This is a genomic window from Sphingobacterium sp. PCS056 (assembly GCF_023273895.1).
GTDB lineage: Bacteria > Bacteroidota > Bacteroidia > Sphingobacteriales > Sphingobacteriaceae > Sphingobacterium.
In genome coordinates, this window is record NZ_CP096883.1 from 61,985 (window position 1) to 87,069 (window position 25,085).

Annotated in this window: 24 protein-coding genes and 1 pseudogene; 6 read left to right on the forward strand and 19 right to left on the reverse strand. The window is 34.9% G+C overall.

The window, feature by feature from the left end; translation table 11 throughout:
- Positions 1-239: 239 nt before the first annotated feature.
- The gene (locus tag MUB18_RS00240; protein WP_248754644.1) at positions 240-959 is read right to left on the reverse strand and encodes an MIP family channel protein; all 720 of its coding nucleotides are present in this window, start codon (positions 957-959) and stop codon (positions 240-242) included.
- Between the two features lie 215 nt (positions 960-1,174).
- Here MUB18_RS00240 and MUB18_RS00245 point away from each other — a divergent pair, with 215 nt between their 5' ends.
- Positions 1,175-2,377 (forward strand): hypothetical protein, encoded by a 1,203-nt coding sequence (locus tag MUB18_RS00245; RefSeq protein WP_248754645.1) that lies wholly within the window; start codon positions 1,175-1,177, stop codon positions 2,375-2,377.
- A gap of 68 nt (positions 2,378-2,445) precedes the next feature.
- On the opposite strand, the gene MUB18_RS00250 is transcribed toward MUB18_RS00245, so the two are convergent.
- Entirely contained in the window at positions 2,446-3,903 is a 1,458-nt protein-coding gene (locus tag MUB18_RS00250) for a hypothetical protein (protein ID WP_248754646.1), read from the reverse strand.
- Between the two features lie 86 nt (positions 3,904-3,989).
- Complete coding sequence (locus MUB18_RS00255; protein ID WP_248754647.1) at positions 3,990-6,791, reverse strand: TonB-dependent receptor; 2,802 nt, start codon at positions 6,789-6,791, stop codon at positions 3,990-3,992.
- 276 nt (positions 6,792-7,067) lie between these two features.
- Between MUB18_RS00255 and MUB18_RS00260 the strand changes: the two genes are divergently transcribed.
- From MUB18_RS00260 to MUB18_RS00270, 3 genes are all read left to right on the forward strand, one after another.
- Positions 7,068-7,733 carry an ABC transporter ATP-binding protein gene (locus MUB18_RS00260; protein WP_248754648.1) on the forward strand — a complete coding sequence of 222 codons (666 nt, stop codon included), beginning with the start codon at positions 7,068-7,070 and terminating at the stop codon, positions 7,731-7,733.
- A gap of 1 nt (position 7,734) precedes the next feature.
- A complete protein-coding gene (locus tag MUB18_RS00265; RefSeq protein WP_248754649.1) occupies positions 7,735-9,090 on the forward strand; it encodes an ABC transporter permease in 1,356 nt (451 codons plus the stop codon).
- Between the two features lie 151 nt (positions 9,091-9,241).
- Entirely contained in the window at positions 9,242-9,718 is a 477-nt protein-coding gene (locus MUB18_RS00270) for a hypothetical protein (RefSeq protein ID WP_045753657.1), read from the forward strand.
- Between the two features lie 51 nt (positions 9,719-9,769).
- On the opposite strand, the gene MUB18_RS00275 is transcribed toward MUB18_RS00270, so the two are convergent.
- The 10 genes and pseudogenes from MUB18_RS00275 to MUB18_RS00320 all read right to left on the reverse strand — a co-directional run bounded on the left by MUB18_RS00275 (position 9,770) and on the right by MUB18_RS00320 (position 18,600).
- On the reverse strand, positions 9,770-10,450 hold the full coding sequence (locus MUB18_RS00275; protein ID WP_317233186.1) for a 16S rRNA (uracil(1498)-N(3))-methyltransferase: 681 nt from the start codon (positions 10,448-10,450) through the stop codon (positions 9,770-9,772).
- Between the two features lie 39 nt (positions 10,451-10,489).
- Positions 10,490-11,808: pseudogene (locus MUB18_RS00280) on the reverse strand (hemolysin family protein).
- An 8-nt stretch (positions 11,809-11,816) separates the two neighbouring features.
- Positions 11,817-12,359, reverse strand: coding sequence for an inorganic diphosphatase (locus tag MUB18_RS00285; protein WP_021188159.1), 543 nt, complete (start codon positions 12,357-12,359; stop codon positions 11,817-11,819).
- Positions 12,360-12,363: 4 nt separating this feature from the next.
- A complete protein-coding gene (locus MUB18_RS00290) occupies positions 12,364-13,014 on the reverse strand; it encodes a DedA family protein (protein ID WP_248754650.1) in 651 nt (216 codons plus the stop codon).
- Positions 13,015-13,189: 175 nt separating this feature from the next.
- On the reverse strand, positions 13,190-13,603 hold the full coding sequence (locus MUB18_RS00295; RefSeq protein WP_045753661.1) for an HIT family protein: 414 nt from the start codon (positions 13,601-13,603) through the stop codon (positions 13,190-13,192).
- Positions 13,604-13,721: 118 nt separating this feature from the next.
- Positions 13,722-14,195 carry a transcription elongation factor GreA gene (greA, locus tag MUB18_RS00300; protein WP_045753662.1) on the reverse strand — a complete coding sequence of 158 codons (474 nt, stop codon included), beginning with the start codon at positions 14,193-14,195 and terminating at the stop codon, positions 13,722-13,724.
- Between the two features lie 142 nt (positions 14,196-14,337).
- The gene (locus tag MUB18_RS00305; protein WP_045753663.1) at positions 14,338-15,036 is read right to left on the reverse strand and encodes a response regulator transcription factor; all 699 of its coding nucleotides are present in this window, start codon (positions 15,034-15,036) and stop codon (positions 14,338-14,340) included.
- Positions 15,037-15,049: 13 nt separating this feature from the next.
- Entirely contained in the window at positions 15,050-16,708 is a 1,659-nt protein-coding gene (locus MUB18_RS00310) for a sensor histidine kinase (RefSeq protein ID WP_045753664.1), read from the reverse strand.
- Between the two features lie 6 nt (positions 16,709-16,714).
- Positions 16,715-17,515: an alpha/beta hydrolase family protein gene (locus tag MUB18_RS00315; RefSeq protein WP_248754651.1), complete on the reverse strand. Its 801-nt coding sequence runs from the start codon at positions 17,513-17,515 to the stop codon at positions 16,715-16,717.
- Positions 17,516-17,607: 92 nt separating this feature from the next.
- Positions 17,608-18,600: a hypothetical protein gene (locus tag MUB18_RS00320; RefSeq protein WP_248754652.1), complete on the reverse strand. Its 993-nt coding sequence runs from the start codon at positions 18,598-18,600 to the stop codon at positions 17,608-17,610.
- 158 nt (positions 18,601-18,758) lie between these two features.
- On the opposite strand from MUB18_RS00320, the gene MUB18_RS00325 reads away from it, so the two are divergent.
- Positions 18,759-19,043 (forward strand): DUF4286 family protein, encoded by a 285-nt coding sequence (locus MUB18_RS00325; RefSeq protein ID WP_248754653.1) that lies wholly within the window; start codon positions 18,759-18,761, stop codon positions 19,041-19,043.
- A 17-nt stretch (positions 19,044-19,060) separates the two neighbouring features.
- Here MUB18_RS00325 and MUB18_RS00330 read toward each other — a convergent pair whose 3' ends face one another.
- The 6 genes from MUB18_RS00330 to MUB18_RS00355 form a co-directional block, all read right to left on the reverse strand.
- Positions 19,061-19,468: a DUF983 domain-containing protein gene (locus tag MUB18_RS00330; protein WP_248754654.1), complete on the reverse strand. Its 408-nt coding sequence runs from the start codon at positions 19,466-19,468 to the stop codon at positions 19,061-19,063.
- Positions 19,469-19,479: 11 nt separating this feature from the next.
- Positions 19,480-19,749, reverse strand: coding sequence for a hypothetical protein (locus MUB18_RS00335; protein ID WP_411028109.1), 270 nt, complete (start codon positions 19,747-19,749; stop codon positions 19,480-19,482).
- A gap of 31 nt (positions 19,750-19,780) precedes the next feature.
- Positions 19,781-20,476 (reverse strand): RluA family pseudouridine synthase, encoded by a 696-nt coding sequence (locus MUB18_RS00340; RefSeq protein ID WP_248754655.1) that lies wholly within the window; start codon positions 20,474-20,476, stop codon positions 19,781-19,783.
- A 155-nt stretch (positions 20,477-20,631) separates the two neighbouring features.
- Positions 20,632-21,636, reverse strand: a complete 1,005-nt coding sequence (locus MUB18_RS00345; protein ID WP_108160724.1) for an MlaD family protein — start codon at positions 21,634-21,636, stop codon at positions 20,632-20,634.
- Positions 21,637-21,640: 4 nt separating this feature from the next.
- Positions 21,641-22,414: an ABC transporter ATP-binding protein gene (locus MUB18_RS00350; RefSeq protein ID WP_045753670.1), complete on the reverse strand. Its 774-nt coding sequence runs from the start codon at positions 22,412-22,414 to the stop codon at positions 21,641-21,643.
- A 2-nt stretch (positions 22,415-22,416) separates the two neighbouring features.
- The gene (locus MUB18_RS00355) at positions 22,417-23,175 is read right to left on the reverse strand and encodes an MlaE family ABC transporter permease (protein WP_045753671.1); all 759 of its coding nucleotides are present in this window, start codon (positions 23,173-23,175) and stop codon (positions 22,417-22,419) included.
- Positions 23,176-23,432: 257 nt separating this feature from the next.
- On the opposite strand from MUB18_RS00355, the gene MUB18_RS00360 reads away from it, so the two are divergent.
- Complete coding sequence (locus tag MUB18_RS00360; RefSeq protein WP_248754656.1) at positions 23,433-25,031, forward strand: DUF6600 domain-containing protein; 1,599 nt, start codon at positions 23,433-23,435, stop codon at positions 25,029-25,031.
- Positions 25,032-25,085: the final 54 nt, after the last annotated feature.

Consider the following 25,085-nt stretch of genomic DNA (forward strand, 5'->3'; position numbering starts at 1 on the left):
ATACAAATTTTGTCTCTCCATCACAATATAAAAAGCGACACTATAAAAAAGCGATCGACTAAAATATACTTACTCCCTGAAAATTAAACAATTTAAATATGGGGCTGATGAAAAAGGTAAGAAAAACTTATGAAACGCATCTTTTCAGAAGTTATGATATACAAAATTAAAGTTGGCATGATTTCAAAAAGGAGCTTATCAAAAATTTGAAAGCTACTTTTCTCTATCTAAATCACCTACTAAGTTCCTTTAGGTTTAAGAACAAGCCATACAATCGCAGCTAATATAGCGCCAGCTACAGGTGCTACAATAAATAGCCAAAGTTGCGAAAGCGCTTGTCCTCCAGCTAATATAGCTGGTCCAAAACTACGTGCTGGATTTACAGATGTACCAGTAATTGGAATGGCTACTAAATGGATCAATACTAAGGTAAGACCTATAGCTAATCCAGCCATCGTGGAATTTCCTACTCTGGAGGTAGTCGCTAAGATTACAAATAAAAAGATAAACGTTAAGACAGCTTCCGTTAAAAATGCGGCTGTAACACCATACTCATTTTGATATCCTTTTCCCCAACCATTGGAACCATACGCCCATTCTCCAGAATTAAATCCGGAAATCTGTCCGTGAAGAATTTGTTGCAGGACTAATGCGCCCAATAATGCACCAATTAATTGTGCAACAATGTAAATGACCGCATCTTTAACTGAAATTTTTCCGGCGACTAAAACACCTATTGTTACAGCAGGATTAATATGGCATCCACTTATACCACCAATTGCATAAGCAAAAACAACGACGGAGAGACCAAATGCAAGAGCAATTCCCAATAATCCTAAGCCAAACAATCCGCCTAATGTTGTAGCGCCTGCAACAGCAGCAGCTCCACAACCAAATAGTACCAAACCGAAAGTTCCAATCAGCTCAGCAACAAATTTTGTAGAAGATTTTATTTCCATTTCTTTAAATTATAATATATTCAAAAAACGTGAAAAATATTGATTTAATTAAATAATGGATCATTAAATTAAATTAAAGTAAATATATAGCTACAAATATAATTGTAACAAAATCCAGTTTTAGGAAATAAGTCATAGTGAAGTAACGAAATCAATTCTTTGAAGTTTTTAATATTATTTTTATGTAACTTCATTATTAATAAATTGTTAAGGACTTGAAATCTCTATATTCATATTTGGTCGCAGGCTTACTTTCGCTACTGTTTATATTGATACAGAAGTCACAGTCGTATGCCCAAGAGCATCAAGTTAATTTCTACAATGCTCCGTTTTTCTTTTCATTAGATTCGACATTCTTAGTTGATTTCCCTTCTGAAGTTGACGAACATCATGTGTTTGATTTTTATAAAAAAATTGAACAAAGTAAAGATTCCTCGATTATCAACTCCTTGTTAGCGTATAAGAAAAAATACAATCTAAACGACTGGATATATTATCAACTGATTCGTCAAACGGCGCAAGAAATAAGTCCAAAACAGGATAATTATAGTCGCTATACCCTATACAAATGGTACTTGATGTGCAAATCGGGTTATGATGCCCGTCTAGCTGTCGGTAACAACCAAATTATATTTTATATAAAAAACAATGAAGATATCGCTGATATTCCATTTTTTTCCATTGACGGCAATCAGTATACTTGTTTGAACTATCACGATTATGGAAAACTATTTCAACGAAATGGTGTTTATAAACCTGTTGATTTGAAAATAAATGAAGCGGTAAATGACTTTAGCTATAAGGTGACACAAATGCCAGATTTTAATCCGCATAACTATGTGGATAAAAAAATAAATTTCCAATACAATGAACGGTTGTACCATTTCAAAGTAAGGATTAATAAGGATGTTAATAAGATATTTGCGAATTATCCTGGAGTCAACTTCGAGACTTATTTTAATATTCCACTTAGTCGCGAAACGTATCAGACTTTAATTCCTGTACTAAAAGAAAATATTAAGAAAATGGATACGATTAAAGGGGTCGATTATTTAATGCGATTTACGCGTTACGCATTCCTTTATGAAAATGATGATGCTAATTTTGGCAAAGAGAAAAGATTATCTCCAGAGGAAACGTTAAACAATTCTTACAGCGATTGCGATGATCGAGCTGCACTATTTTTTTATTTAGTTAAGGAAATCTATAATCTCCCCATGATCACTCTGTTGTTTCCTACTCATATCACCATGGCGGTTCAATTTGATAAACCAATTGGTGATGCCATCTTGTATAATGGTAAATACTATTCGCTATGCGAACCGACTCCTCAGAGTCAGAATTTGGAAATAGGGCAAATGTCTGATAAATTAAAAAATGAATCGTATCAGGTCGTATACCATTACGAGCCAAAGTAGGCGACTGTAAATAAGTAAATTACAAAAAAAAATCCTGCGCAAGGCAGAATTTTTTTTGTATTGAAGATCTATTTGACTTGACCTGGAGTTGTGTAAGGTAAGTTTTGAGGATCATAGTGAGCCCATCCTTTCGTCCAGTCCGTAGTTCCAAAAGCGCCTTTGTAAGCTACTTTCTCAAAGAATGAACCACTTACTTTGGCATTCGTAAATAATGCTCCTGTAGCAGCTGCTGAACCGGATGATAAGGTGAAATCTGGATCTGCAGGAGTACTTGAAATATCTTTACCATAATTATACGGTGCAACGAATAAAGATGATGCAAATTTGGTATTATCAAATACATTACCCGCACGTAACAAAGTATTAACTGCAGCAGAATTAGTCGTCGAGCTTACTTTTAGATCGATATCTTTTGATCCATACACCAAGTTATTTGCAAAAACTGCGGAACCTGTTAAAAAGTTATTAGAAGTGGTATTTGCAGTTACAACTTTTGTATCGTCAATATATAATCCAGCAAATGGAAATCCAGAAATTACTGAATTCAAAATACTAATTGATGAATTACGGCGAATTTGTGCTCCATGCTGATAGTTTCCAATAGCCGATTCGCCAGCTTTTTTGATTGGACCTAAGATCGTCACATTTGAAAATACGGCTGAAGTTTTAGGTGTTTGATCGGTACCTGTTGAATTATTGTCTGACTCAAATCCATTTGAACCAGATTGATCTGCCATCGTAGATGCTCTTTGTGCCAACGCAAATTGAACGTTACCAGCATATCCAAAATCGGTATCAAAATCGTCATCCCAAGTCGCTACAGCCAATAAGTGTTTCGCATTTACCGTACCACCAAACCACTCAAAAGCATCATCACCTGAGCGATAGATCTGAATATAATCCAGTGTAGTACCATTTCCAACCCCAGCTAATGTCAATCCATTAATTTCATTATCTGCTGAATACTCAATACCTGCATATTCAATACGTACATATTTCAATACGCCAGAGTTATCTGCTGCATCGGTACCGCCGTAGTAGATGTAATTTTTAGCATCTTTATCTTTAGGTCCTTCTAAACCACCTTCGATCATAACATCGTTTCCTTGGTTTACTGGAGCTTTACCCAAAAGAATAACACCACCCCAATCACCGCGAGTTCTAGCACCTGCAGGTAAAGCTGATGTAAATACAATTGGTTTATCTACAGTACCTGTTGCATTGATTTTTGAACCTCTTGTTATTGTCAATGTAGCCTTTGTCGCTTTATCTCCTTTAATAATAGTACCTGGTTCAATCGTCAATGTAGCACCATTAGTTACAAATACGAATCCTTTTAATAAATAGATCTTATTAGCAGACCAAGTTGTGTTTGCCGTAATCTCCCCAGTAACCACTACCACATCTTTATCCGTTGGATTTGTCGGTGTTTCGGTATTGTCACCGTCATCTGTAATCTTGGTTTCTTTACATGCGCCAGCAAATAATAAGGCTGCTAGTGATAAGAATAAAAATCTTTTTTTCATTTTTTTAAGTTTTTAAAAATCTTGTTACAAAAAAATAGTTTTGTTATGTCTTTATATTTAAAGTAATATTAAGTTTATATTATCTTTTAGAAGGTGTAATTAAATGATAATGAAACATTTGCACCAGGCTTATATTTAAACCAAGTTTCGTTATCAATATTTCTAACTTTATTATCAAAGTATACATCGATCGGGTTGTTTAAAATATCGCTGGCATTCAGCTTCACCTCTCCTTTATTTTTCATCACTTTGTATCCGACTTGAAAATCTAACACATTACGCGGCGCTTCCCATGCACTTGCAAAAGTTTGGCCTCCAGGCTGGATGATACGTTTTCCAATGCGGTTATATAGGATATTCAGATTCAATTTATTGTCGATAGCCGTATGCTGTAAACCGGCGTTGATCACGTACGGAGACTGACCAACCATTGGTCTTGTTTTTTCTAAGTAAAGCTGATCATCGGCATTTGTAATTTCTGAATGAACATATGTTAAGTTTAAGTAAGCTGTCGTATTTTTAAAGAATGACTGCTCGTTAACAAAATCTAATCGTTTACGTACCTCTAATTCTGCTCCATATATATTTGCTTTTGGTGTATTTCCAAAACTGATATCAGGTGTTGAAGTAACGTCATAACGTCTTGGCTCGATAGCATTCGTAAATTGCTTGTAAAAAGCGGAGATCGATAATATCTCACCTGCAGAAGGATAGATTTCATAACGTAAATCAGCATTATTGATCGATGCTCGTTTTAAATTAGGATTACCGGTTATCATTCCTAGCTGCTCAAAATCATAAAACTTGAATGACGCTAACTCTCTTAACTCTGGTCGTGCTAGAGTACGGTAATAAGATGCTCTAAAATTTGATTTCGGAGTCAGTCCATAGGTCAAGTTAACAGATGGTAGGAAATCCAATTTGGTATCGTTCACATCATTCACCATCTTCATGGCATCTACATTGAGTGCGTCGATCTTTACATTATAATTTTCTACCCTAAGACCGTATACTACTCTAAATTTATCATTGAATTTTTGATCAAGCATAGCGTATCCGAAAGTAGTCAGAGAGCTACCTGTATATTTATCACCATTCATCATGATCTCTTTGTATTTAAAATAGTTTTTGTCAATGTTTTCCTTAGAAAATATTTCGTCAGCGGGTAACTGTGTTACTCTATTAATCAGTTCAACATTATTCAAAACATCGCCATTCAATTCTAACCCGATAAAGCGTGCATCAAAATTTCTTTTTCTATAATTCGTTCCTGCACCTACCTTAAAGGTTGACGGCGTAGAAAGAAATGTCATCGGCAAATTATAGCTTAATTCACCAGAATAGATATTTTCATTTAGCTTGGCAAATAATCGTGCGTTTTGCTTACCGATTGAACTTATATTGGCTGCATATGGGACTGACGGATCATTCGCTGATTCCATCGGTCTTACATAATTAAGCTTAACCTGATTAGGTTGATCGTTTAAAATATTGCTCCACGACGCAGTCCATTTTATTTTATCATTCTTATCACTTAAAACATGCTCTCCATCGAGCGTTGATTTGAATAATGATTTTTGCATGATATCATATGCCGAAAATTTGACATCATAGGATGATCCAAGGTCTGTACCTCTCCTATCCGTATACGTGTTGTCATAATTTCTATTATAAAGATTTTTCCAAGTAATCTTACTTTTACCATATGTATATCCAAAGTTGGCCAAAGCACCTAAATTTGTAGAAAACTTATATTGATCGTCGGTATAATCATATTGATGCCATTGACGTTTTACATTTGGCAAGATATTTTGAGAATTTCTGTAGGTAACAGAGAATAAAGCACCGAACCTATTATTGTTTTCAAACTGTTTTACTTTACCTAAAGAAAACTGATAGTTTTGTGAAGGTAATGCTGTTTTATTTTTAACAGTAAGATCATTAGGCAATGATTTTAATGCTAATCTATTTTCTTTGCTTGATAGTCCATCTTTATATTGTTCTCTTGAATACATATTTGTAGCTAGATTGCTTGACCCATCATCAAAACCTAAATAGTTTTGTAGGTTCTTCTTTGTTTGTAAGAAATCTTTGAACGTAGAAGCTGTGTTGTATCCATATCCTAGACCGAAGGAAACAAAGTTCTGATCTGGAATATCTTTTGTTGTAATCTGTACTGCACCACCAGCAAAATCTGCTGGTAAATCTGGAGTTGCAGTTTTAGAGATCGTGATCTTATCTATTAAATTTGAAGGAATGATATCAAATGAAAATGCACGACGATTGGCTTCCGTACTTGGCAATACAGTGCCATCCATCATTGAGACATTGTAACGGTCACTTAATCCGCGAACTACCACAAATTTATTGTCTTGGATAGTCGCGCCACTTACCCTACGAATAGCCTCTGATGTATTTTTATCTGGTGATCTTCTGATCTGCTCACTTGAAATACCATCAGATATGAGTGCACTATTTTTCTGTTGGGCATATAAAGCTCCGATAGATTCTTTTTTGTAAGATCCTGTCACCACAACCTGATCCAGCAATTGACCTTCAGAATTATCCAATACAACATCTAAATTTGTGATTTCATCCGCTTTGATTTCTACATCTGTAATTCGCTTTGTAGCGTAACCGATGAAAGCATACTCTACTGTATACTTACCCACTGACAAGCCAGGAATATTATACTTGCCTGAAACATCAGAACTTGCAGCTCTTGCTGTCCCCATAATGCGAACAGTGACTCCAGTGATTGTCTCTCCATTTTTACTGTTCGTAATAGATCCTATTAACTTTCCACTACCTTGTGCAAAAACAGCTGTCGCTATTACCAATAAAATTAGTGTGGCAACAAATTTCTTAAGTGTTAATTGTGGTTTCAATTTATTTGTTTTTTTGTTTCTGCAAATCTATTACCATGATATTACGTCTACATTACCTTAAGATTACTATTACATTAGTACCATGTTAAAAAATTGTTAACAGCATCGTTTCCACCTAGTATACATGTTTTAATGTGTTAACAATTGATTAACAGGTAAAATGTTAAGTGTGAAGAGGCTTAATAATTAATACACATGTGATGTAATAATCTCATAACAATTCGGATTATGTGCTGGAATTAAGCTAAATTTATCATTTGAAAGAATGATGATACTATGCAAAAAAATCCAATAATAGCAACACAAGAACTTTCCTTCCAATATAAAGGAGGTACCCGGATAAAGTTTCCATCTGTTGAAATTCAAAAAGGGCAGCATACCCTTCTTCTGGGAAACTCAGGAACTGGTAAAACAACATTGCTCAATCTCTTGGGCGGACTATCGAAACCAACTGAAGGAAAGGTATGGATCAACCAGAAGGATATCTATCAATTTGGCACATCGGAACTTGATCAATTTAGATCGCAACATATCGGTTTTATCTTTCAAGAAGCGCATCTTTTGAAAAATTTGACTATTCTTGAAAACATTCAACTTGCACAATCACTTGCTAACAAAAAAGTCAATAAAACTGAAATTGTAAGCATATTGGAAAAACTTCAATTGTCGGATAAAGCACAGGCGTATCCAAATGAGTTGAGTAGAGGTCAATTGCAGCGTGCAGCTATCGCTCGTGCTGTAATTAATAAACCGTTACTTTTGATCGCTGATGAACCCACAGCTTCTCTTGATGATCAAAATACCGGACGAGTATTAGCATTACTGATGGAAATAGCGGATCAACAAGGTGCAACGCTGTTGATTGCTACTCATGATAAAAGAATCAAAAATAGTTTTTCGAACACCTACGATTTAAACACCATAAATCCTAACAATAACTAGCATGAATACCCTTCAATTAGTTTGGAAAAATATCAGCAAACAGACTGGATCGACTATCCTCAGTATTTTACTCACTGCCTTCGGTGTGGCTATACTTTGTGTACTTTCTATAACAAGTGAAAGTTTTGAAAAACAACTTGAAAATAATAGTAAAAATATTGATCTCGTAATTGGTGCAAAGGGAAGCCCATTACAACTGATATTATCTAGTGTATATCACATTGACAACCCTACAGGGAATATCCCATTAGCTGAAGCTGAAAAATTGCAAAATAATCCATTAATAAAATTAGCTGTACCGGTGTCATTGGGCGACAATTATAAAGGTCATCGGATCGTAGGTACTGATTCTAGTTTTTTAACCTTGTATGAGACCAAAGTTCTACAAGGAAGGTTGTTTCAAAAAGATTACGAGGTAGTCATAGGAACTGATGTTGCACATAAACAAAAGCTTAAAATTGGTGATCATATTCATAGCTCACATGGGCTCAGCAAAGGTGGTCATAGCCATGATGATCACCCTTTTACAGTAGTGGGAATATTGGCTCATAATAATAATATTACCGATAATCTTATCTTAACTAGTTTGAGCAGCGTATGGGATGTACATGGCATAGCACATGATGAACATCATGAAGCACTAACGGCTGAAGAATTGCAAGCGAAAGAGGATCTTGCAGAAACTCGAGATGCATACCTGCACCACCACGGTGAAGCGACAGATGAAGAACATGACCATGTGCATGAAGATGACCAATATGCTGATTCGGATAGGATAGTCAAATCTATAGGTGCAGATATGATACATTCATCTGGACTTGAAATTACAGCATTATTGGTTCAGTACCAATCTCCGGCAGCTATAGCTGTATTGCCTAAATTTATTGCTCAAAATACGCAAATGCAAGCTGCTTCACCTGCGATTGAGAGTGCTCGTTTATTTTCATTATTAGGTGTAGGTATTGACTCTTTGCAGATCCTTGCTTATATCATCATGGCTATTGCGGGGTTAAGTGTGTTTATAAGCCTATACAATGCCCTCAAACAGCGGAAATATGATTTAGCGATCATGCGTACATTAGGTGCCTCCAAACTTAAGCTTTTCACATTAGTAATTTTTGAGGGAATGGTGATTACTATAATCGGTGGATTTCTAGGCTTGCTATTTGCTCATATTGCGCTTTATTATATCAGTCTGCAAACAAGCCAAAGTGCTGATTTTATTAATACATTTAAACTTAATCCTATTGAACTGATTTTCGTCTTACTGGCGTGCATAATTGGTATCATTTCTGCTTTGATTCCAGCAATCAAAGCTTATAAAACGACAATATCACATATTTTATCGGGTAATTAATAGACATTGAAATCTTCATGGGCAGAAGTAATCCATAATTGCGATAAAGATTTTGCTCATGATCGCCTAATCGCTTTTTAACATCACACTGAATGTAACATGGTTTTTCATATTGGAGAATAACAGATTACATTCATAAATATTATTCTAAATGAAAAAAACATTAGTATTCTTAAGTTTACTTTTCTCCTTTTGTTTGACGGTAAATGCACAAATAGGTCGTGATCCCAATACGCCTGACCATACCCCAATGATGAATAAGACCTGGGAAGCGATTGATAAAATGGCTTACAAAGTATCGTATAATGGCAGTAAAAAAATCTATACACCATTCTATCCTACGGAATTGAAGGCATTAGAAAATAAAACGGTTGAAATGCCCGGATACATGGTACCATTAACCAGTGGCAGAACTCATAAAAACTTTATGATTTCGGTGTTACCTGTAGCACAATGTATGTTTTGTGGATCAAACGGTATTCCACCCATGGTCGAAGTATTCTTAAAGGGCGATGCCATAAAATTTACTGAAGAACCAATCAAACTAAAAGGCAGAATGGTTTTTAATAAAGATCCACTCAAAGGAAATTCGGAAATTATGATTGTAGATGCAGTCCTGATCAAATAAAATAAGCCGCTAATAGCGGCTTATTTTATTTGATACATGTAATTACATGATCTATCTGTTCAGCAAAGAAACTTCAACGCAAGAGGTCATAGCAGCGGTCTCAGTTCTCAACCGAGCATGTCCTAATGAAATTGGTTGATAACCTAAGGTCAGTGCTTGATCTATTTCTGTGGTAGAAAAATCACCTTCTGGACCAATTAGTAAGATATATTGTTCTTTGGGCTGCAAGACTTGATTTAAAAATTGTTTTTCACCATCAACACAATGAGCTATTACTTTTGTAGCAAGATTGGATTCTTGTTTCTTACAAAACTGCGAGAACGTAATTGCAGGATTTAATTTAGGAATATAAGCTTTCAGTGATTGTTTCATCGCCGCTATGATCACCTTATTTAATCGATCCAATTTAACTTCTTTTCGTTCTGAATGCTCACAAATGATAGGCGTGATCTCTTGGATACCAATTTCTGTAGCTTTTTCTAAAAACCATTCAAAACGATCTATATTTTTTGTTGGCGCCACTGCAATATGCAAGTGATAAGAAGACTCGTGATAGTTTTCCTGTACCTTCAATATGGTCAGAACAGTTCTTTTGGGATGAGGGTCTAAAATTTCAGCTTCATACAATCCTCCTCTTCCGTCAATTAAGTGAACCATATCTCCAGCTTGAAGTCGAAGTACGCGAATGGCATGCTTACTTTCTTCTTCGCTTAAAATAAAGTTTTTTAAAATCTGGTCTAATCTCTTCTGTAAAAAAAAGCTGCATAATCTCTAATTATCTTGGTCATCATCCATAGACTCGACCAATTCTAATTTAACAAATTCTATATTCTGCTGTGTTTTACGAATGATCGTAAAGGTATAACCGAATACTTCTTTATACTCTCCTACTTCAGGAATTTTATCAAACATATCACTGACCAAGCCCGATACGGTATCATAATCTTGGCTCTCTGGTAATTCTAAAGGTAAAAAATTCATTTACATCATGAATACTTGCTCCAGCATCAACCATATACTCGGTTTCGGATATGCGCTCTACTACTGGGGTTTCTTCATCGTATTCATCTTGAATCTCACCGACTAATTCCTCTACGATATCTTCTAAAGTGACCATACCTGCAGTACCACCAAACTCATCCAATACAATGGCCAACTGAATTCGTTTCAATTGAAATTCAGCCATCAAATCGTTTATTTTTTTTTGTTTCAGGAATAAAGTAAGGTTTTCGCATGATCTCTTTCAATACGACTTCTTTCCCTTTCATGACGATAGGTAAAATATCTTTGGTATGTACGATACCTACAATCTGATCAATACTGTCTGCGTAGATAGGTATACGAGAATATCCTTGTTCAGTTACTGTTGTGATAAAGTCTAAGGCAACACAGTCTTCCTCCACAGCAACAATTTTCGTCCTCGGAACCATGATATTCTTCACGATCCGTTCATTAAAATCGAAAACATTTTTAATTAATTCGTGCTCAGAAGTATCTAATGCACCACTTTCTTTACCTTTATCCAATAAATACTGTAATTCTTCAGAAGAGTGAGAAGATTCACTTGGATGAGGCTGAACACCGATTAGTTTTAACAGAAAATTAGCAAATCCATTGAAAAACATATATCAAAGGCATTAATAACCAATAAAATATACGTAAAGGGATCGCTACTTTCATGGTCGTAGCTACAGGCTTTTGAATGGCAATTGATTTAGGTGCTAACTCGCCCAATACGACATGTAAAAATGTGATGGTTCCAAATGCTAGCGCAAACCCAGTCCATTTAGCCCAACTTTGAGTGGTGTCTACCTGAAAAAATGAAAACACATTGGACACAATTTCGGTCATCACGGCCTCACCTTTCCACCCTAATCCTAGAGATGCCAGAGTAATACCTAACTGTGTTGCAGCTAGGTATTTATCCAAATGTTCCGTAATATTTTTTGCAATTTTAGCAACATTGCTCCCTGATTTTGCTTGGAGCTCAATCTGGGAAGCTCTTACTTTGACTATGGCAAATTCTGCGGCGACAAAAAAAACCATTTGCAATTACTAAAAATATTGTCCAAAAAAATATCGAGGGCCATTATGGGGGTTATTTATTACCGAATTCTTTATTGTACAATTCTATACTATCCAATAGAATTTGTTGTGCGACTTCGCGTCCTTGGACACCTTCCACAACAACATTTTTCTTTTCTAATGCTTTATAACTTTCGAAAAATTGAACAATTTCTTTCATACTATGTGGAGAAAGCTGTTCGATATCTGTAATATAGTTATACACTGGATCATTTTTGGCAACAGCAATGATTTTATCATCTTGTTCGCCACCATCAACCATGTTCATCACACCGATAATTTGTGCTTCAACCAATGTCAAAGGCAGAATATCAACAGAACAGATTACTAAGATGTCTAATGGATCTTTATCATCACAATAAGTTTGTGGGATAAAACCATAATTGGCAGGATAAACTACTGAAGAACTTAAAACACGGTCCAATAATAAAAGACCTGTTTCTTTATCCAATTCGTATTTTCCTTTTGAACCGTTTGAAATTTCAATAATTGCATTTACCGAATTTGGCACATTCGTACCAGGAGATACTTTATGCCAAGGATTTTGTGTACTCATTTGTTTACTGTATATTTTGTTTGTTTTTATTTGCTTTCATCTTACGTTTGATCAAGGCAATGCCTATTGGTAAAAAGGCAACTGCGATTAATCCTACAATAATATATTCTACATAATTAATAATCCAAGGGAATTCTATTCCTAAGAAATAACCCGATAAGGTTAGTAATAACACCCAAAGCAATGCTCCAGATATATTAAAAATCACAAATTTCTTAAAATCTAATTTGACTACACCTGCAAAAATTGGGGCAAATGTACGTACTATTGGTACAAATCGACCAATAATAAGAGCTGTCCCACCATATTTATGGTAAAATTCTTCAGCCATTACAACGTACTTACGTTTAAAGATCAGACTATCCTTTCGCTTAAAAAGCATAGGACCAGCTCGATAGCCAAACCAATATCCCGCAAAATTTCCGAGCACACCGGCTCCAATTAAGCCTGCACAAAGCGTGACGATATCAACCTGAATTTTATTTAATGCACAAAAAAGTCCCGCTAAAAATAACAAATAATCTCCCGGTAAAAAGAAACCAAAAAATAATCCCGTTTCAGCAAATACAATGAGTAGAACCAAATAAAAACCGCCAGAGCTCAATAATTCCTCTGGGTTCAATAATTGTTGAAAAGACAACAAAAGATCTTGCATAATTTCTTTTTTACGTTTTCACTTATTCTGTGAAAAAAATCATCCTAATATAATTACAATCGATGACTTTTTATATAGACATATATATTCTATATAAGATTGCAAAGATATAATATATTATAGTCTTTTTTTATATTAATATTTAAAATACTACTTAAGAAAAGGATCTTTTCGCTTAATTATCAGTTGTAACATTGATAATTGATTCTTTTATTGCCTCTGCAATTTCGGTAAATTCTTCATGAGTAAGCGACAATCTAGGTTGAGAAAAATTTAGATCTGCGACATGATTGAGAGGGACTAAATGTATATGTGCATGTGCTACTTCTAATCCAATAACGGCTATACCAATCTTTTTACATGGAAAGACACGTTCAATACCTTGAGCCACAATTTTTGAAAAAACCCATAGAGCCATGTATTCTTCATCATTAATATCAAAGATGTAGTCAGTTTCACGTTTTGGAATAACCAAAACATGACCTTTTGTCAAAGGGCTCACATCTAAAAATGCTAAAAAATCATTACTCTCCGCTACTTTATAAGCAGAAATTTCTCCCGACACTATTTTTGAAAAAATTGTAGACATATACCAATTGTTTATAAACCAAATATAAAAAAAGGCTGCTTGTAATGCAACCTTTAAATTGTGAGATAACGTTTTAATAATATGCGGTTATGGCAAAACCGCACATAACCGTCATATTTTATCTTGAAATATCGATAATTTCAAATTCGATTTGACCTGCTGGAACATCTATAACGGCTACGTCACCTTTAGATTTACCCAGTAAACCTTTGGCAATCGGAGATTTAACAGAGATCTTACCTAACTTCATATCTGCTTCAGTTTCAGATACCAACTGGTAAGTCATTTCAGCGCCATTTTTCTTGTTTTTAATCTTTACAATAGAAAGTGCTAACACTTTTGATGTATCTAATTTTGATTCATCAATCAATCGAGCTCCAGCTAATGTGTTTTCCAAGTTCGCGATTTTCGCTTCATGTAAACCCTGCGCTTCTTTTGCTGCATCATATTCTGCATTCTCAGATAAATCGCCTTTGTCTCGAGCTTCTGCTATAGCATTTGAGATCAGGCTTCTTCCTTCAGTTTTAAGATAGTGCAACTCGTCCTTGAGTTTTTGTAATCCCTCTGCGGTGTAATAAGTTACTTCTGCCATAATTATTATTATTTATTTTTATCTTATTTTTTCAAAATGAAACAAGACCATGTTATCCTTGTCAGATAACATGGTCTCGTTTGATGTAATACGAAGGTAAGAATTGTTTTTAACAAAACAAATTCTAACTTATTAATTCAGATCAATTCTCTTCATCATCGACAAACCGATAACCTAACCCTCTAACAGTCTGCAAGTAATGAGGTTTGTCTGGATTTTTCTCAATCTTTTTCCTTAGTCGAACGACGTGCATATCCAATGTACGGGTATTGACATTAGAACTATATCCCCACACCACTTCCATTAATTCTTCACGTGTTATTTCTTTGCCTACATTTTGTAAAAAATGCAATAAAATTCTATTTTCTAAAATTGTCAATTCAATCTTTCTACCATCTCTTATTAATGAGTGGATATTGGGTTGATGCTCGGTTTTACCAAAATGGTACACTTCAGGTGTATTTTTGGGCAGAAAGAAACGAACTTTATTTTCTATCATAGCTATCAATACATCCATATTGAAAGGTTTACTGATATAATCGGTGACCCCAAAGCTATAGGCTTCAATTTTATCAATATCCTGAGATTTGGCAGTCATCATGATGACTATGTTTTCAAATCCTGCTTTTCGAATACTTTCACAAATTTCATTACCTTCTTTGCCTGGTAACATCCAATCTAATAATACAACATCTGGTCTTTTTTCTAAAATCAACTTTTCAGCCTCATTTCCATCCCCCGTTTGAACAACATTGTATCCTTCCGTTTCTAATCTGTGACGAACTAAAAAGCGTAGATTTTCATCATCTTCAATAACAGCTACAGTTATTTCTTTGCTCATAATTAATTATATTTTAAACTGAAAAAATGAGTGTAAAGGTAGTTCCTTTACCTACTTCACTTTTTACAGAAATTTCTCCTCCCATAAATTCTGTTATCTCTTTACAAAAGGCTAAACCTAAACCAATACTTCCTTGTTGATTGTACTGACTCTTTATGCGATAGAATTTCTTAAATATATTTGAAAACTCACTTTTATTTATGCCGATTCCTTCGTCCCTAAAGATAATAACAAAATTCTTTTTATTTTGTTGTATTTTAATATCTAATATTTTCCTCTTTTGATCAGAATATTTATAAGCATTATCGATCAAATTTTGAAACACACTGGTCAATAAAACGGGGTCTGCTAGCAAACTTGATTTGACATTAATTTCCTTTGAAATTTTGAAATCAGCATGTTTTAACTGTGTAGAAGCGACAATATTATCAACAAAAGAATTTAAATCAATTTCTTCTTTTTTAAACTTAATCGTCTTATTTTCAATTTGACTAAAAGACAACAACTTATTCATCAAATTATTCAATCGATCAGATTCCTGATCTAATATGTTACCATACATAATACGCTCCTCATCGGATAAATATTGTGCACTTTTAATGTTATTACCTGCGATCTTAATGACACTGACTGGTGTTTTGAATTCATGTGTCAAATTATTAATAAAATCGTATTGTAGCTTGAATAACCTTCCATTAATTTCTAAATTTCGATAAATTAAGTATAAAATAACAAGCAGGATTAAATAAACAAGTGAGATACCTAGTACAATAGGAAAAAAACTTCGGTTTACTTCTTTTGAAATAAAGGACTCACCCGAATGGAATAATAATTTGTAATCTGCCAAAGCGCCTGGTAAAGGCATTTCGGTCACATACTCTTTAATATCTGAAGTAATTGGCGCTCTCACAATAGGAACTACTTCAATGCGTTCATATAAATTTGGATAGATATTTTTGACCTCTAGTAAGGTGGGATCCACATTGAAAACAAACATATCCTGTTCATAATTTACAATATGATCTAATTTTGTATCCATAATATCTTTATATACCAACAAATCATTGATTCGTGGAATATTAAGATAGGTAATTCTTCCAGGTTGAGTAGCATAAAAAACTCGAAGGATATCGCGATCTGTCAACTTGGAGCTAGACTGTAATTTGTCAATATAACTGGCTATTTTGATTCCCATACTATTCAACTCATCATTGAATGGCCCCATCTCTTCGCGCTTGGTAATATATCTTTTATTTAAGCCTCGATTGTTTATGGTAAATATGGATAAGGTTTTGGGTCTAATATTTAATCCATTGATCGAAAAACCTGCCAAAGCATTGACATCATTACTAAATAGCATATCATAGAATGCTATTTCTTTGACAAAGGGATAGGAGCTTAAGACGCTATAAGCATATTTACCGGCTTCCAGAGAATCGAGATATCCCTGATAAAAAGAAACTTCAGGAACACGATTTTGAAAAAAATCATTGAAAGGTACTAATGTCAAATCAAAGACTTCTGATTTGCGATTGGTAAATTCATTATCAACATGATTAATCGTATAATTACGAGCGGCAAAAACAACAACAAAATAGAGTAAGGTAACAAAGGCGAAAAAAACAAAAAGTAACCCAAAATTCTTACGATAATTATAACTTGTTTCTCTCATCACCCACTATTTACCGATGTATTTATCCAAAAACTTTTCAAATTCTTGATAATATTGAATAATATTTTCTTCCTTCTTAAAGGTCCGACCCTCTTCTTCTTTTAAAAGATATTGAACCGGGATATTATTATTTTTTAATTTTTGTACAAATTGATTCGCATCTGTTACTGAACTAAATCTATCTTTTCCTCCTTGTGCCAACAACACGGGTATCTTCACGCGATTGGAGTGAAATACAGGAGATATTTGCTTAAACATACCGGATTCCCTTACAGGATTACCAATGATTTGATAATACTTTTGTAAGTAAGGTTTTACATATGGGGGAATATCTCTAAAATAAGTAAATAGGTTTGTAAAGCCGGAGTACGATACTGCACAGGCATACATATCGGAGTTAAAGCAGGCTGCATGTAATGCAGAATATCCACCAAAACCTTTCCCAACGATAGCAATTCTATCTTTATCGGCGATTCCTTCGCGGATCAACCATTTCACTCCGTCGGTTATATCATCTTGGATCTTACCTCCCCATTCTTTAAATCCAGCTGACCAAAATTCTTTTCCAAAACCTATTGAACCTCGATAATTCATTTGAAAAACGACATACCCTCGATTAGCTAAAAATTGTGCTTCATGATCAAAACCCCAAACTTCTCGTTGATTGGGTCCGTCATGAGGAAGAACGACCATTGGAAGATTTTTTCGATCTTCATGCAATGGATAGGTAATAAATCCGGTAATGATCTTACCATCTCGTGCTTGATACTTTATAAATTCTGTCTGGGATAAATCACGATCTTTCAAATTGGGATTATTGTCAGTAAGCTTATGAAGATCATTATCCTGACAGTCGAAGTAATAAATCGCTCCTGGATTGGTATCCGTATAGGTTCGGATTATAATTTTATCAAATTGGGCATCGACATCAATAACATCAAATTCTGAACCTTTGGTTTTTTCAGATATCTTTTTAAAAATTTGCGCAACTTTTTCATTGAAAAAATATCGTTTCTTTTTGACACGGTATAAGATGCATAGTTCATCTCATTCGTGTAATGGGAATAGTCCCCCCAATCTAAGTCAACTTCCTTATTGCTAAATATTTCATGTACTTCTCTTTTTCCAACCAAATCATACTCTATCAAGGAGAGCTTATCTCTGCCGATATTGGAGAGCGCATAAATATTTGTGGTTGAATTTTTCACAAACCCCATGGGTATAATAGTCGATCCAAAATCATTTTTTAGGACTTGATGGAAAGGTTGAAGATTATCTGCGCGATACATCAAGGACTCTTCTACACTGTCATTGGCCATGACCAGTCTTACTTGACCATCATTGGAGATGTACCAAGCATTGATGTTTCCTGGATTTTGTAAGATCACCTCAGATTTGCGTCCATCAATATATAATTTATGAAGATCAAAAGTAGAAGAATCACGATTGTTGATCGCTACAATAATGCCTTTATCGTATAATCTTGAAGGTTGCACCCAACGAAATTTTGCTTTCATAGGTTTTATTAAAGGTTGAAGCGCATCAGTAAGAATGTTGACCGCATACAATCTTAAACTATCATTAGTAGCCTGCTCTATGGAGAAAATAATTTCTTCATTGTCCCCCCACACAAAACTATTGACATTCATATCGTTTTGATAGGTGAGTTGTTTTGAACTATCTCGATTGTTTAAATTTAATAAAAATATATTTTTGCAATGATTATCTAAACCTATATATGCTATAAAATTACCATCAGGAGAGATTTTAAAAGAAGTTTTTTCAGGAGTTGAGAAAAAACTTTCAATAGGTATTCGCTCTGTTCTATTTTCAGAACAGCCCATACCCAGAAGTGTGATAATTACTATAGATAATATAATGTGTGCGCGCATAAACAATCTCATTCGTCAACTTAATCAAAGATTAAAATTAAATACCAATAACAAATCATGTGCAACCTTATTTTTACAAGAACATCTTGATTTTATTGCATTTCAATATAAATAATATATATTTCAATAAGGCAATTAAAGTTTATATTTTTGTCTTTATGTATTTATATAACATATCCATTATATCAGAAGAATCAGTACATCAGGAAATAGTTTCTTGGATTAAAGAAAATCTGCTAGCAAACACGAGTTTCAATCCGCATTTTTTAGAAATGCTTCATTCTCCGCATGAAGGAATTACGTATTGTTTACAGATTCAGGTGCCTTCAGAGGAAGATATTGCTCGATTTCAGCAAGATCATTTAATCCATTTACAAAATGTAATCTTATCTAAGTATCAAGATAAAGCTTTCATTTTTGATAGTACGATGAAATATCTATAAAAAAGGAGCGATAATAACTATCGCTCCTTTTTTATATTTTCTTCGATCAGCTCCCACTTTGGATCATAACTAATTTTTGGAGTCATAAAATGCAACAAAACTAACCTTGAATAACGGAAGTTGAAGGGCGCAAAGATAATGATCGTTGCGAAAAGCACTAACATATAAGTCCAAGGGGATTCACTACCAGTAAGCACAGCAGTTGCGAGTGCAAAAGTGACGACTTCTGCTACTGACATGGCATAGCTCACATACATAGCTGCATAAAAATAACCTGGCTCTATTTCAAACGTCAAATTACAAACGGAACATACCTCTTTTGTCTTCTGTTTACTGAAACCATAAACAGATCCCTCAAACATATTTCCGACATGACATCTTGGACATTTTGAATGGATCAATGCATGAATTTTAGATGTTGGCATATAGATTTAGTTTAGAGAATTTTTTCTTGCGATTTATTCAGTTTTGAGGTGCGAAATTTTTTATACCATAATAACCCTAATCCAGCTGCTGCTAAATAAGGTATCGCAAGTAAAAATAAAATGCCATCATTTAAGCCCTTTCCTTGTGTATTGCCATTTTGGGTCGAGTTTTCGGCATTTAAAGAGCACATAGCGCATTGAGCCTGTACTGAACTAAGAGGTGCTACAGTAATTGTACAAATCAAAAACAATGTAACTAGCAAATACTTAAACATTTTCATATTACAAAGATACTTAAAATATCGATGAGATCTAGTCTTTAAACTTTGAAAATTTCTCCCAAAAGCCATCAGCTTGTAATGGAGCTTTTAATGTCATCATTTCTTTTTTGATTGGATGCATAAAAGTCAGCGACCTGGAATGTAAACATATACTTCCTTTTGAGCTACCTCTAGGATAACCATATTTATTATCTCCAACGATGGGACAGCCCATAGTGGACAATTGTACTCGAATCTGGTGGGTGCGTCCAGTCAATGGCTCTACTTTCAACAGGTGAAACCCATTCAACTCGCCGATCAAGGAATAATCTAATTCGGCATAACTACTTTCTTTCACTTCTTTGTTGAACGCTTTAGTTACCATTTTTTCTCGATTCCGAACAAGCCAATTAATCAATTTTCCAGCGGGTTCCACTGGCCTTTGTCTGACCACAGCAAGATATGTTTTCTTTACCTGTCGATCTTTAAACAATTTATTCATACGCTCTAGTGATTTACTTGTCTTGGCAAAAACAATTAATCCACTAACAGGTCTATCCAAACGATGGATAACGCCTAGAAAAGCCTCATTAGGTTTATGGTATTTATGTTTTAAATATTCCTTTACCATCTCTTCTAAAGACTTATCACCTGTATCATCTACTTGAACAATATCCCCTGCTCTTTTATTGATGGCAATGAGGTGATTATCCTCATATATAACATCTTTATCTGTAATATAATGCATTTAAATAAAATAAAATCCTTCTATAATCAGAATTTATAGACTAAGTGATTTGCTGATTATTAAAACAAAGATACAGCTAATCGGAATACCGAAAAAAAGTAAAGGACAATTTTACATGAAAATTGTCCTTTACTTTTTGTTAAAAATATAATATTCTATTGTATCGAATCTTTCAGTGCTTGCTGATTAGCCTTTTTTGTTTCTTTTTCTTTCTTTTTAAAGAAACCTCTTAGCAAGAAGTTACTTTGCAAAGCTTCCATATTCTGGTCTAATTTAGCTGTACTTGTATTTAAATTCCGTACGACCTCTCTGAGTTCATTGCCAACTGTAGGGTCGTTGATCAATGTACCGATAGCATTATCTTTATTATTTAATTTATTTGATGCGGCATTTAAGTTTGTCATCAAAGCATTAGCCGTTTGAGATACACCCTGTAACTGCGCTGCCGATGATCTTAAACTTGCGAATACTGCGGTATCCGTTGCCAAATCGTGTACTAAACCTTTTTTAGAATTTAATTTATCAGTCAATAAAACAAGATTTGAAGTCGCTGTATTTGCGCTCGCCATCACTTGACTGATCGAACGTAAGGATTGCTGTAAAGATGATACTAAAGCGGTATCGGTCAATAAAGAGCCAACCACTCCTCGACCTTCCACCAACCCGCGTGAAATCTCTACGAAATCTGTAGTAATTTTTGCCAGATTCTGATTATTTAACTGCAAAGTTTCCATCATTGCCTCCATATCAGCAGCTTTTGCCGAACGAAGAAAGTCGTTCGCTTCGATTGAAGGTGCATTTTGAGAACCACCCGATATCACAATAATCTTATTACCAATAAGACCGTCAGATCCCAATTTGGTAATGGCATCTTTACGGATATATTCAGCAGATTTTTCTTCGATCGTCATCACAACTTCGACATCTTGTAGATTCTTGAAATGAATATTTTTTATAATACCAACTTTAACACCTGAAAACCAAACATTACTTCCTACTTTCAAACCAGCGACATCAGGAAAAGATGTCGTAATTTCAAAGGTTTTTGTAAATTTCTTTTGCTGGCTACCCAGTATAAATATACCCGCAATCAGAATAGCTAACCCTATAAAAACAAATAGTCCAACTATCACTGCTCTCTTATTTTCTGCTTTGCTCATTTAATTAAACAATAAAATTATAATCATAAAACGCTTTAACTCGCGCATCATTTGTTTCAAATATTTCTTTAAAAGATCCCTGTCTCTCAAATTTCCCATCTAATAGCATTACAATGCGATCACCCACTGATCGCGCGCAAGCTAAATCATGTGTAATAATAATGGATGAGGTTTTATAACGCAGCTGGACTTCATTGATTAGACTATTGATATCTAAACAAGTGATCGGATCTAATCCCGCAGTAGGCTCATCGTACATCATAATATCTGGACGTAAGATCAATGTACGCGCGATACCAATTCTTTTTCGTTGACCTCCTGATAATTCTGAAGGCATTTGATTAATCGCTTGTGATAACCCTACACCCTCCAATACATCTTCTACTTCTTTATTAATTTCTGTTCTTGTCAGATTTCTTTTATTACGTATCAATGGAAATTCCAAGTTTTCCCGAACAGTCATACTGTCGTACAAAGCACTGTTCTGAAATGAAAATCCAATTTTTAAACGTAGTTTCATCAGATCATGATCTCTTAAATCGTTGACCGAAATCCCTAAAACATTTATTGTTCCGTTATCTGGCTTCAATAAACCCGCAATAAGCTTAATCAGGACTGATTTACCTGTACCTGATCGTCCCAATACGACTAAGTTTTCTCCACGGTATAAATCTAGATCTACATTTTTCAAAACATGATTTTCACCAAATGATTTACTGACCCCACGTAGGGTAATAACAGCATCCTGATAATCAATATGTGTTTTAGCTTTTTCCATACCTAATTTATTATCGCTAAAATTTGTACAATAATAATCTCTTCAATAAAAACTAAGAACATAGAGGCAACAACCGCAGCATTAGCTGCTTTACCCACACCCTCTGTCCCTTTTGAGGAATAATATCCACAATAACAACTTACTGCTCCAATTGTAAAACCAAATACGACAGCTCTAAACACCATCGCCCATAAATCTTGATAGCCAATGGTTTCAAATACTTGCGTAAAGAAACTTAAAAAGCTTAAATCATCTTTGGATGCCAAACTCAGGTATCCACCTAGCAGTCCAATTCCTGCAACATAAAAAGTTAAAATAGGGATACTGATTGTTGTCGCGATGATGCGACTAACGATTAAGAATTTAAATGGATTGGTCCCCGATACCTCCATGGCATCAATCTGTTCGGTCACATTCATAGAGCTCAACTCTGCTCCTACCTGCGAACCGATTTTACCTGAAGCAATTAATGCTGTCACTAAAGGTGCTAAAGCACGTACGATCGCAATAGAAATCAAAGAAGGCAACCAAGAGGTAGCTCCGAACTCTTCCAATGAAGGACGTGACTGTTTTGTGAAAACAAACCCGACAATAAAGCCCGTTACACTAATCAAGGGCAAGGATTTCCAGCCTATCTCAAAACATTGCCGTATTATTTCCTTAAATTCATATGGTGGTGTAACAAGTTCGCGCCAAAATCGAAGTAAGAAACGATGAATATTTGCAAATTCAGTAAAAAATGATCGAAGTTTATTTAACATTAAAATAAATATTTCCTGTGTATAATAATTCTATAACACGAATGAAGGGATAAAGGTACAAAAAATAGGTAATTATTATCATCCCATAATCACTTACTTTGAGACTAAGCTTTCTTATAATCCTAGAAAACAACAAAATAATCTTCATAAAGTTTTGCCTTCATCAAAAAACATACCATGGATTAAACCATTTGCTAATTCAACCTGTCATACCTACAAAGATTCTATAATTTCACAATTTATAAAATTGAATTGTCATGAATAAAGTTAAACATATAAAACTAATCGCTATAGCAGTATTTACTATACTATTTTTTGCGATTCCAAAGTCATCCATAGCGCAACGTGGATACTCAAATTATAATAGTGGTGTATCTTTTCAAACATTTTATGATGAATTAGCCCCCTATGGTGATTGGGTAAACGATCGTACTTACGGCTATATATGGATTCCTGATGTAGGTCCTAATTTTCAACCTTATTCTACTAACGGATATTGGACTATGACTGAATATGGCAATACCTGGGTATCGAACTATTCTTGGGGTTGGGCACCATTCCACTATGGAAGATGGGAATACAATAACAATTATGGTTGGGCATGGATTCCAGATTATGAATGGGGACCTGCATGGGTAAATTGGAGAGAGGGATCTGGTTATTATGGCTGGGCACCTTTGGGAATAAATATCTCGATCAACCTACCTATGAATTTATGGGTATTTGTTGGATCATCTAACATTTATAGTAATAGATTAGATCGTTACTATGTACATCCTAGAAATTATAATAATTTTTATAATAATACGACAATTATCCACAACACGGTTATTATTAACAATAGAAACTATTATGGTGGTCCAAGAAGATCGGATATTGAAAGAATTACAGGTAGACGTGTCCATGTAAGAAGTATCAACGATGCAGGAAGACCAGGAGCATCACGTGTGACTAGAAGTAGCGTTGATATGTACCGCCCAAATGTGGATCGTAACTCTAGAACAGATGCAAGACCAAGCCGAGTTGCTGAAGCTTCATCTCGTACAAGAAGCAACAATACGACCTTACAAAATAGAAATGATCGAGTGATCTCCACGAGAGATAACATGACCAGTACAAGAGGTAACCGCGAATTGTATATTGACAATAGTGGAAATGCGACCGTAAGATCAAGCACAGACTCAAACACAGGGAATAAAACAACTGAGCGTTCTAGAAATAATAGCAATACTGTGGATAGAACACAAAATGTAGACAGTCGTGTAAATAATAATGGAAATAACAGTAATAGTCGGACAAGAACGAATACAACTACTACAGGAAATACGAGAGAAAGAGTACCGTCAACTGAAAACAATAATACTTCAGTTCGTACTGAACGATCTTCAAGTAATCCTCCTTCTGTAGAACAATCGAGAACGGAACGTCCTGCTAGGGTACAAAATACTTCTGGAAGTGAAAATAGAAGTAGCAGAACTGCTCCATCGAATACTACTGAACGTCCAGCTCGGGTACAAAACACTTCTGGAAGTGAAACTAGAAGTAGTAGAACTGCTCCGTCAAATAATACTGAACGTCCAGCGAGAGTGCAAAACACTTCTGGAAGTGAAACTAGAAGTAGCAGAACTGCTCCATCGAATACTACTGAACGTCCAGCTCGGGTACAAAACACTTCTGGAAGTGAAACTAGAAGTAGTAGAACTGCTCCGTCAAATAATACTGAACGTCCAGCGAGAGTGCAATCTAACTCGGCAGAAAGAGGTTCTTCGAGTAGAGCTTCAACCAGCAATGTGGAAAGAAGTTCATCACAATCAGGCACAACACGTAGCACAAATAGTGGTTCGCGCACCAGATAAACAAAAACAAGATTCGTTTAAAAGAGGTTTGGTATTGGATTATCAAACCTCTTT